The sequence below is a fragment of the Oleiphilus sp. HI0117 genome (assembly GCF_001635235.1).
Window position 1 is genome coordinate 1 of sequence record NZ_LWGA01000851.1, and the last position, 10120, is coordinate 10120.

The window sequence follows — 10120 nt, forward strand, 5'->3', positions numbered from 1 at the left end:
CGTCACGACTGAAGGCGCTAATCGGGTTTCTTCAAATCAAATTGTCCATGCAGGCTCCGGCCTTACGCGCGTCGGCCCCTTAAACAAAGCTGCAGAATCTAACGATGCTGCCCGAGCGCTACTTAATTACCTTCAGCCACCCGCATTAGACAAGACGCTAACACTCCAATACGAAAAGGACATATGGCAGGCTTTGTGGCACAAGCTCGTGATCAATTGCGCTATTAATCCCTATACAGCGCTACTAAATTGCCCGAATGGCCAAGTACGGACATCACGACGTTTTATTGAAGGTTGGCCAATACTGAAGCTAGAACTTAGCGAGCTGCTAAACACAGCAAGCTACCCTCTTTCCGGTGATGAAATCGAAACGCTGGTTTTCGATGTGATGCAAAAAACCAGCACAAATATCTCCTCTATGCTACAAGATATTCGCGCGGGTAAACGCACTGAAATTGATGATATCAATGGCTTTGCAGCCCGGTTTTTGGCTCAGCATACCTTAAGTAGCGAAGTGAATAGTTATTTGGCGAGCAAGGTTAAGGCTCTGCCTACACATTGAACCACCGAGGTCACAGAGCGCTTCGCTGCACAGAGGAAAGATAACACCCTAAGACTTTAGCTGAGTATTCACTCCAAAAAAGCTTTTTCCAGAGCCTGCGTATCGGCCCATATATCACAACGCTGTTTAGCCCGCGTAAGACCGGTATATAATAGCGAACGCGATAAAAGTTCTTTAGCGTAATCAGCAAGAAGAATCCCGACACGCTGGTACTCTGAGCCCTGACTTTTGTGCACCGTCATCGCGTAAGCAGGTTGCCAGGCTTTGAGCCTTTTCGGTGATACGATAATGCTCTCGCCCGAGCCTTGCGGCACCTCCACCTGAAACTTTCCCGTACTACCCGGCTCATGATTACGAGCAACGACAAAGCCAATATCACCATTAAAAACACCCAAGTCTGCGTGATTTTTAGTAATAAGAATGGCCTTACCATGATACAGGAAAGATCCGGTATCAACATTGGCGGAATAGTGCCCCGGTAGCATCGCCAGCAAACTTCGTTCAATATAATTATTCATAGCGATCACACCCTGCTCGCCCTCATGAGTCGAACATAGCAATTGGAAGTCAGCAAAGGCACTATTCAATGCTGCGATATCTGCTTGCTTCTGCACCGCCTCAAAATAGCTTTGATAGGCTGCCGTGATTGAGTGATGAACTTGCTGAGCATTCATTTCAGCTTGGTTTTCACCCTCTTGATAGTCGAACCATCGTACCTGCTTGTTATTGCTATCTAAGTGGCGACTAATGCAAAAGTCATTTTGAAAACCGATAAAATTACCGGCATTAATTTGCTCGGCAGCGCGCTTAAGTTCTCCACCAAAGCGGTAGGTCTTTCTCAAATAGCAAAGCGCTTGATTAATGCCTTCACTCGCTACTTTTTTGTCGACAGCTGGAGTTAGAAAGACTCCTGACTCATAGCCAGTCAGACTTGCCAGACGATCGGCAAATTCGCTACTATAAGACATATCCTCAAAACGCCTAACCGTCTCTGAGAATACCTCGCCCGGCTCCACGGGTGGCAGCTGATAAGGGTCACCCATAAAGATCACTTGTGTGGTGTCAGGCACGGTTTTGATTAACGCATGCATTAAAGCCAAGTCGATCATTGATGACTCATCAACAATTAAGATATCAGCTTCAGTAAGTGCAATTTCACTCCGCCCCGAAAAGAGGCTCTCTGCGTTAAGTTTTTCTGAATAAGAGTGTTGCGAAGGTAAAGCTTTATGGTCGATTAAGAAACGGTGTATCGTCTCACCATTAGCAGGCAAACACGCGCTAAGTGGAAGCATATCTGAGCCTTCTAGCACAGCCTGCTCAGTTTCGATTCGCTTAAGTTGGAAGGCGATTGAGTCCGCTAGACGAACGGCAGCCTTTCCTGTCGGGGCGAGCAACCTTACTTTTGCTGGTCGGCCCAAACGTAGCCTGAATGATTGATCGACCAAGTGCAACAGGCTTGCTGCTGTGGTGGTTTTTCCGGTACCGGGTCCCCCAGCAATCAAAGTTGTTTTTTGCAGCAAAGCATGTGCAGCTGCAACGGCTTGCCAGTCTGGTTTCTCGTCTGAGTCCACACCATTTAATGCAAACATGCTTTTTAAACACTGACTCAAACGATCCAACTGAGACTCGCTGAGTGCTTCGTCACTCAGGCTTTCACTGCTCACCCTTTTCGCTAACCAAGCTTCGAATTCACACTGTAGATTCCAATAACGAGTCAAATACAGCTTATCACCCGAAACAACCAAGGGCTTGACACTCTGTTTTGCATGCAGCCTCTTATGAGCTCTCGCTTGTGAGAAGTCATCGACGACGGAGAGCTGCAATAAGCTAGCTTTGAAGTCGTGATCAAGTCCTATCTTATGAGCTGACAAGGCAATACAGATTTGCCCCTTACTCGTCGCGTAGGACAGTTCACAGATTAAAAGCGCTAAGCTGCTGGCATGCTGTCGCTCTTCTTCTAACAAACCTTTAACCACAAACTCTGCGGCGTAAAGATCAAGCCAGCGATATGCAGTATTTTGTGCCTCGACCTGCTGAGCAAGGTTTTTCAGTACAGGCGTTTTAATTAAACTCATGCGCCCTCCAAATGCAGGTCGAGTGCTTCTATCAAAGCCGCTTCAGGTTTGATGAAATAGACACCCGTTTGCGATGCGCCCAACTCGTTCCCATCAGAGTTAAGTGGCATACCACGAAGATAGAGATAATATACACCACCAAAATCTCGTTCATAACGATAAGCAGCTCCCAAGCGTGCTTTTAGATAGCGATGTAAGGCAAGACTATAGATGAGGTACTGTAAGTCATAGCGGTGATCAAGCATCGCTTCAGAAAGTTTGTCGTGCGTATAATCTTCAAGTTGATCGCCTAGGTAATTCGATTTGTAATCTAGCAGAAAGTACTGCCCTTCTTTGACGAAAACCAAGTCAATGGCGCCTTTTAAGTGCCCTTCAAATGAAGCAAACTCAAGTGTTGGAACGGTCGACGCGTACGACTGAAGCAATTCATTAATACGCCCGATTTGGCAGCGCTGAACTTTAAAGTAAAACTCCATTTCTGCTTGAAAGTCACTTAGTGGCAATTGCGATAAGGAAAAGTTGTCGCTTAGCTTGGCATCTAGAATATTTTTTAACCACTCGCTTAAATAGGCAGACCAAAAAGGCAAAGCGCCTTCATCAACAAGGCGACTTAATGACAGTTTTTCTGCAATCATGTCTCGTAGGCTCAGAGGCTGGCCATCTGAGCGTAGTTTGGTGAGCGGCTGAGCCGTTTCGAATTCAATACTTTCAAACAAGGTATGTAAAAAAGTACCCGCCTTACTACCTCGGGGAAAGTCAAAAATGCTTAACTCTCGCTCTTCGCTTTCCGCTACGGGCTCTTTCGACGGCGTGCGACTATTGGAGCCTGGTGATGTCGTAATATGCTGACGCGCATGGCTTTCCTGCATTAGCCCGGTAAAGCTTTGAACTCGCCATTGGCTACTCAACCCTCTATCTAGCAGTTCACAAGCAATCGCCTCTTGCCGACCCTTGTCACGACCCTGTTCTGATTTAAAGTGCGCAAAACGATGTTGCTTTAGGCTCTCGCTTAAATCATCTTCGTCGAGTAAGTTAAATTGAATGACACCATTTGATTGTGCAGCCAAACCCTCTAAAGCCGAACGGTAGTTATCCTCGTCCAAACCTTCAAGTATTGCTTCACGGTCAAGCAGATAAGCCCAGGCAGTTTTCGCTACCCCCAAACTAAGTACGCCCGCGCCTTTATAAAAGTAGGTACCAAGGAAGCATTGATATTTTGCTCGTGTCAGTGCGACATATAATAAGCGGATATCTTCAGCCAGCCGCTCTCGGTCCACCAAACTGACATTTGACTCTTGCTTGAGTAAGTCGAGGTTTAACTTGCCGCTCTGATCATAAAACCACGCCATATCAGCACCACGGCCTGTGAATACAAACGGTAGAAAGACATAGGGATACTCTAAGCCCTTACTTTTGTGAATCGTGACGATACGAATTAGCTGTTCATCACTTTCAAGACGTAGACGACTCTCATCATCAGCCAGTACCGACGCTGAAATATTCTGACGAAACCAACGCAGTAGCGCAAAGTGACCACGTGTGACTTGCGCCTGACTTTGTAATAACTCCGCTAGCTGATTAACATTACTAAGGCGTCTTTCCCAGTCCTGGAACTGTGAGGCATCCTGGTGCCAAGATGCATAGACACCCAAGCGACTCATAGCGTCACGTATCGCGGCTAAGACTCCATGGCGATTCCAACATTTATGCAAGTCATTAAACAGTTCGAGATAATACTCCAAAACACTATCGTTATTTCGAATATCCAAGAGGCGTTCGTCGTCGATGCAAAAGAATAATTCAGACAGACAGCTCATTAGCAGATACTCATCACCCGGCTCTGCTATCGCTGCAAGCAAGCGATAAATGGCCTGCGCTTCTTCACTATCGTAAATATTGCTCTTGCCTTCGTAGCTTGCACTTAAGCCATAGCGTGCAAGGCGTTGCTTAACTAGCTCGGCCTCTTTTCCTGAACGAACTAATACGGCAATGTCTGAGTAAGCGGCCTTTCCTTCAGTCAGCAATGCAAGAATTTGTTGGACGCAATGATCGGCAAGTATGGAGGTCATCGCTTTTATATCACGTCCTTCAGGTCTTACTTGAGTGATGCAAAACGCAGGCTGACCACGCAAGTGCTCGGGTGTACTCTTCGCCGCGTTTACAGCGTTAAAAGGGATGTCTTCTGCGATAAATGGATTCGATTCGCGCTGGAATACCTGATTTACTGCTGTGACCATCTCAGGCGAAGAACGCCAATTGGTATCCATTGTGAACTGGTGGCCACGCGGGTGTTTGTCAATATCCTGCTTAGCTCTGAGGTAGGTGGCGATATCCCCGCCTCGAAAAGCATAGATTGCTTGCTTAGGGTCACCAATAAGCACCATCGAGGCATCTTTGCGAGACTCAATGCTTGACGAGAAAATACTCGAAAAGATATGGTATTGCTCACGATCGGTATCTTGAAATTCATCAATCAACGCTACTGAAAAGCGCTCGCGCACCGTATTAATTAATATATTACGTGTATCTTCGTCAGACAAAGCATTCGCTACGTTCAATATCAGGTCATCAAAACTGACAGCTTGTTGCCGTTCTTTCTCTTCATTGAACCGTTTACTGATCTCCTGGAAGCTTTGCACCAAGAACACTTCGCGTGAGCCAACTGGAAGTTTTCTCAGGTGCGCTTCTACAAAATTGAAGTAGGCATGCTCTGGAGGCACTCCACCCTTCTTCACGTCTTGGCTTAAATACCCTGGAGTAAAGACTTCAAACAGATTCTTACGTTTACTGGCTTTAGGAAAGTCGAAACTTGTGAACTCGGCTTCGCACCATTCGCGAATCAAAGTGAGCCATTTATTCTTATGGTTCACGCCTTTTAGCATTGATTCAGCGACAAGTTTCTGTACTTCATCGATGCTATCTAAGGTTCGTGAGCGAAGTGTTTGATACCAATCAATTGTGGCATGGTAATGCTGCTCCCAGGCTGAAAGACCACCCTCAAGTACAGCTGGTGTGAATACATCTGGTCGTCTATTAATCAAAGGTTCAAGAGACGACATAAGTTCTGCAGGCGTCGCCCAGTTACTATAGACCTCTAGTAACAACTCTTGTGGTAGAGCAAAGACTTCCTGGCGCCAGTAATCCTCACAGACCCGCAGCAACAGAGGCTTGGTGTCTTCCATCAGGTTTTGCGTAAAAGCGACATTTAAATCTAATGCATGACGCGCCAGAAGCTGCTGACAGAAACCATGAATTGTATGGATTTCAGATTGGTCTATTTGACGTTCTGCGATTCTTAAACGAAGTTTATCTGCCTCAATATCCGATGATTGTTGGTACAAATAATTCAGCACCTCATCGTCACTAGGTTCACCATTTAATACCTGGGAAAGCTCCTGAATTCGTGCACGGACTCGATCACGAAGCTCTTGCGTTGCTGCCTCGGTAAAGGTCACTACCAGAATTTCATCTACCCCGAGCTTTTGTTCTAGCAAATAACGTAAGTAGAGATTGGCGACCGCATAGGTTTTCCCGGTTCCTGCGCTCGCTTCAATTAGTGACAATGAATCAAGCGGGAACTGACAGAGGTCTAGCGTTTTCATTTTAGAACCTCCCCTTGCAAGTCGGTGAAAATAAACTCTTCTTTATAGGCAGCAACTTGCTTAACAAGTCGCTGCGACTCTATATCAGGTAAAACTCGAACCTCGGCGTGATCAGTATAAAGGCAATAGCGCTGCCAATAAGGGTCATCCATTTCACCTTCACGCGCGTTGTAGCCCTGTTTGTTACCTTCAAATATTTTTCTCGCTTTTGACTCGCCTTCAAATATCCAACTAAAGGCAGTCTTCGGTAGGAATGGCAGTGCTTCTTGCCCTGTTAGCGTAAAGAGCTCTAGCAAACCCTCCATATAAGATTTTGCGTCAGCAGCACTCAATTCAGGAAAGATCGTTACTTGCTCTGCATTAATCAACCTTGACTCGGTTTTTAGCTCAAGTCCCGTCTCGTGACCCGGTGCAACTTGATGGTGAAATAGATAGTTGACCACAACATGTTTTACCCAGCTAGAAAAGAACAACGCTGGCGAACTCCGGCTCAAACTAAACTCGCAAACAGCGCTATCCAGTAGGACTAGTGAACCAACTATGCGCTTACCAGAAAGCTGGAAGTCGATAACCAAAGTTGACGCTTCTTTCGCTAAAGCTCGCTCAATATAGGTAGATAAATCGACAAGTTCATCCTTCGCTTGAGCAAAGTAAGTTTCATCTAAAGGTGCTTTTGGCAGCCTCCCTGATAAGCGCCACTGATCAAAACACGCTTGTGTAAGCGTGTCAGAATCGACTTCCTTATGCATGTCCTTGACGACAGTTCTTAAGATATCACCCTTTAGTGCATAGATATCCAAACGGTCCAATGCAAAGGCTTCACTTTCTTCCAGATCATCTGGCAGTTTGCTAACCTTCAAACCAAGTATTTTCTGATAGTAGTACTTAAGAGGTGAAGACAAGGCGCTAAGCAATTCTTCCAAAGACAGACTTTGGATCTGTATTTCTGTTTCATCGTCTTCGACGAGTTGATCACTTTGAGGCTCAGCAAACATATCGAACTGATGTAATGGAGGCGCGTCTATTTCCAGAACATTGGCATTTGTTTCATCCTCTTCTCTAGACTCAAGTTCCAAGCCTCTGGAAAGGTCTTCCTGCTTTGGCGAAAACAGTGTCATCCAGTCCATGTTGTAGCTTTTGTCTAGTATTTTTTCACTGTGCGATTCAGAAACTTTTTCAGAATAATAGTCGGAGTGAAAAGCTTGCAGGCGGTGCTGCTTGGTCCACAACTCCACTACATCGGCATCTGCTTCGTTCTCTATTTTAAAATACGTGCGGCAATAATCCTGTAGCTCACTCACTAGTACAGAGGGGTAGCGAATAGAATTATCGCTAATATTGCGACCCGTATAGCTGATATACAGATAATTCCTGGCACTCAGCAAAGCCTCCAGAAACAGGTAGCGGTCATCATCACGTCGTGAGCGGTCGCCAACTCGCCCCGGAGACCGTGCCATTAAGTCAAAGCTTGGTTTGTTTTCAGGCCTTGGATACTTTCCTTCATTCAAACCCAATAAACACACTAATGAAAACGGTACGCTGCGCATTGGCATCAAAGTACAAAAATTAATACGGCCAGAAAGAAATCGTTGCGAAACCTGCTCTTCTTCCAACACTTGCTTCACTTGCTGGGCAACGATGGAAAATGGCAAAGCTTTTTCATAGCCAGTAACTCTAAACTCATCACTTAAGGCTTCTAGCGCCTTTGCCATTGCCTGAGTAACACTTTCGTGCAAGGTATCCTGATCAAGCCATAAACGCCAGACATCTGCTATCGTAGCCAAAGCATCAAGGGGATGTTTTTCACCCGCTTGCATTGAGAGCGTTTGCTCAACAACGTCAATAAAGCGAACAAACTTACCCACCAATACCTGCTGATCTGAGCCGAACACCTCTTCCGGTATCACTTGTTCACCCGCAAAACTGGCGACAGGAACAGGCCCGAGAATATAGGCGCTTAGCAGGCGTTTAAGCGCTGCGAGCCAGGTTGTCTCGCCACCTGCGTCTTCTATATTTAATATCTTGTTACGATGCGTCTCAGAAAGCCCCCAACGAACATTCAAGACCTTGACCCAGTGATGAATACTAAGCAGCTCATCTTCATCAATGGAAAATCGCTGCCTGATTGCGGGAAAGTCCAAGCAATCTAATAGCTCGGCAGCCGTCATCCGACTTGACTCGAGTATCAATAGATTGCCAATACATTCCAATAAGGGTTGATGCCGATTCAAAGCCTGATCGGCAATAACATAGGGCAGGCTATGCGTTTGCCCATGGCGATCATAAACAAGGCGTGAAAAAACTGCCTCAATATAGGCGGCATAGTCTTCTATATCGGGCACCATCACAATAATATCGCGAGCATTTAAGCCGGGGTTTGCATCAAGCGTATTTAATAAGTAGTCGTGGAGAGCCTCAACCTCTCTTAAGTGGTTATGGCAACTTGCGAAGCGTATCGACTTATCGTCAGGATTCACACAATGGTGCTGGTTCTGCAGGTTCAAGATATCTGACTGAATTAAATTCAGCGCTGAATTATCTTCATCACCAAGATCATCGTAAAGCTCGGTGGCTAGATCAGCGAAAATTTCTTCTTGCATCAATAGCGACATATAATCGCGACCAAGCTTTCCCCATGACGCGAGCAAGGTGTTATGCTCAATAAAGTTTTCCGCTACCGTTTCAGCACTGACGCCCCGCGCAAGCAATGACTGATTAAGCAGGAGCTGCTGATACTCACTCATCACATCACCCCAGTAGTAGCGACAAGGGTTATTCACCACAACGTGTATATCAATGTGTTCAGCTAAAGCTTTGATAACAGCCAGCATTCTAGGAGGCAAGGCTGACAGGCCAAATACGAAGATTCGTTCGGGTAACTGAAGTTCCGCCCCTTTAGGTAGCGCTCTAATACAGGACTCCAGCCTGGTCAGCAGACTGGAACGATGCTGTCGTTGCGCCAAGGGCAAGTCAGGATAAACGCTACACCACAAGTCAGCCTGCCAAGCTTCCAATTCGGTAAATTGAGGACTACTGTAGTCTTTGGAATCCAGGCCGCTAGCAAGGCTCTTTATCGGCTTGCCTTGCTCCCATGCTTGCAACCATTCTGGGCGGTAGTTTTGATAGCCATCAAAAACGTCGGCTATGACACTCGCCATATCAAACACTAAAGACTGGGATAGCGCTTCATCGCCAGCGTTACCCAGCGCAGGCTCAGCACTCCCCTCATCAGTGTTTGGTGATAAGCTCTTGGCATAACGCCGTAAGCGCTGATATTCGGGCTGGGCAAGCTTACTCGGCAATTGTTCAAAAAGCTGCCACCTTAAATTCTGTTTCTCAAAGCCCTGTACTTGCAGAGGCTTCGGTAATAAGGCTTCAGCCAATTTCCAAATAAAAGACGCTGGCATGCTACATTCAACCATCGCAGAGATACCCAATTCTTCAGATATTTGCTGCTGAAGCCAGGTGCCCATACCGAAACTTTGAATAATCACCTTTTCCTGATCAAAGATTTTTTTCAGTGGTTCTCGTCTCATTATTTCAGCAATGATGAAAGCGAGGTTTTCAGTGCGATTCGAAGGGTAAAATTTAAGCATTAAATAATCAGTCAGATTTGAGAGTTGCGTGCGAAGAGCTAGCGCTATTTCTTTATTATCGTTGATACGTTAACTGAAATCATCAGGACTTTCACCTGCTTTTCGCGCTTATTTCAACTACGAGTCATCAACTTAATCGGCAAACTTAATGTAAGCTCTCAAGACATGAGCGGAAGTCCTTATTCATTGATATTATTGGATTTTTTGCTAACAAATAAAGTCGACGCCTGCATTGTTTTTTTGTATCATGAGAGTGTTTTTTGAACAGAGTCACATTTAAACCGT

4 protein-coding genes are annotated in these 10120 nt (G+C 45.8%); 1 reads left to right on the forward strand and 3 read right to left on the reverse strand.

Features of this window, described 5'->3' with window-relative positions:
* A partial coding sequence (locus A3757_RS14590; RefSeq protein ID WP_304439190.1) for a ketopantoate reductase family protein occupies window positions 1-562 on the forward strand: 562 nt, incomplete at its 5' end.
* A gap of 68 nt (window positions 563-630) precedes the next feature.
* On the opposite strand, the gene recD is transcribed toward A3757_RS14590, so the two are convergent.
* The 3 genes from recD to recC are packed head-to-tail and all read right to left on the reverse strand — an operon-like array spanning window position 631 to window position 9835.
* Window positions 631-2637, reverse strand: coding sequence for an exodeoxyribonuclease V subunit alpha (recD, locus tag A3757_RS14595; protein WP_068507843.1), 2007 nt, complete (start codon window positions 2635-2637; stop codon window positions 631-633).
* Complete coding sequence (gene recB / locus A3757_RS14600) at window positions 2634-6239, reverse strand: exodeoxyribonuclease V subunit beta (protein ID WP_068507845.1); 3606 nt, start codon at window positions 6237-6239, stop codon at window positions 2634-2636. The genes recD and recB overlap by 4 nt, the downstream gene beginning before the upstream one ends.
* On the reverse strand, window positions 6236-9835 hold the full coding sequence (gene recC, locus A3757_RS14605; RefSeq protein WP_068507846.1) for an exodeoxyribonuclease V subunit gamma: 3600 nt from the start codon (window positions 9833-9835) through the stop codon (window positions 6236-6238). Before recC ends, recB begins: the two co-directional genes overlap by 4 nt.
* Between the last annotated feature and the right edge of the window lie 285 nt (window positions 9836-10120).

Excerpts from the sequence above, each read along its gene's own strand:
- recD (WP_068507843.1), bottom strand. The coding sequence starts at position 2,637 with ATGAGTTTAATTAAAACGCCTGTACTGAAAAACCTTGCTCAGCAGGTC.
- recB (WP_068507845.1), bottom strand. The coding sequence starts at position 6,239 with ATGAAAACGCTAGACCTCTGTCAGTTCCCGCTTGATTCATTGTCACTA.
- recC (WP_068507846.1), bottom strand. The coding sequence starts at position 9,835 with ATGCTTAAATTTTACCCTTCGAATCGCACTGAAAACCTCGCTTTCATC.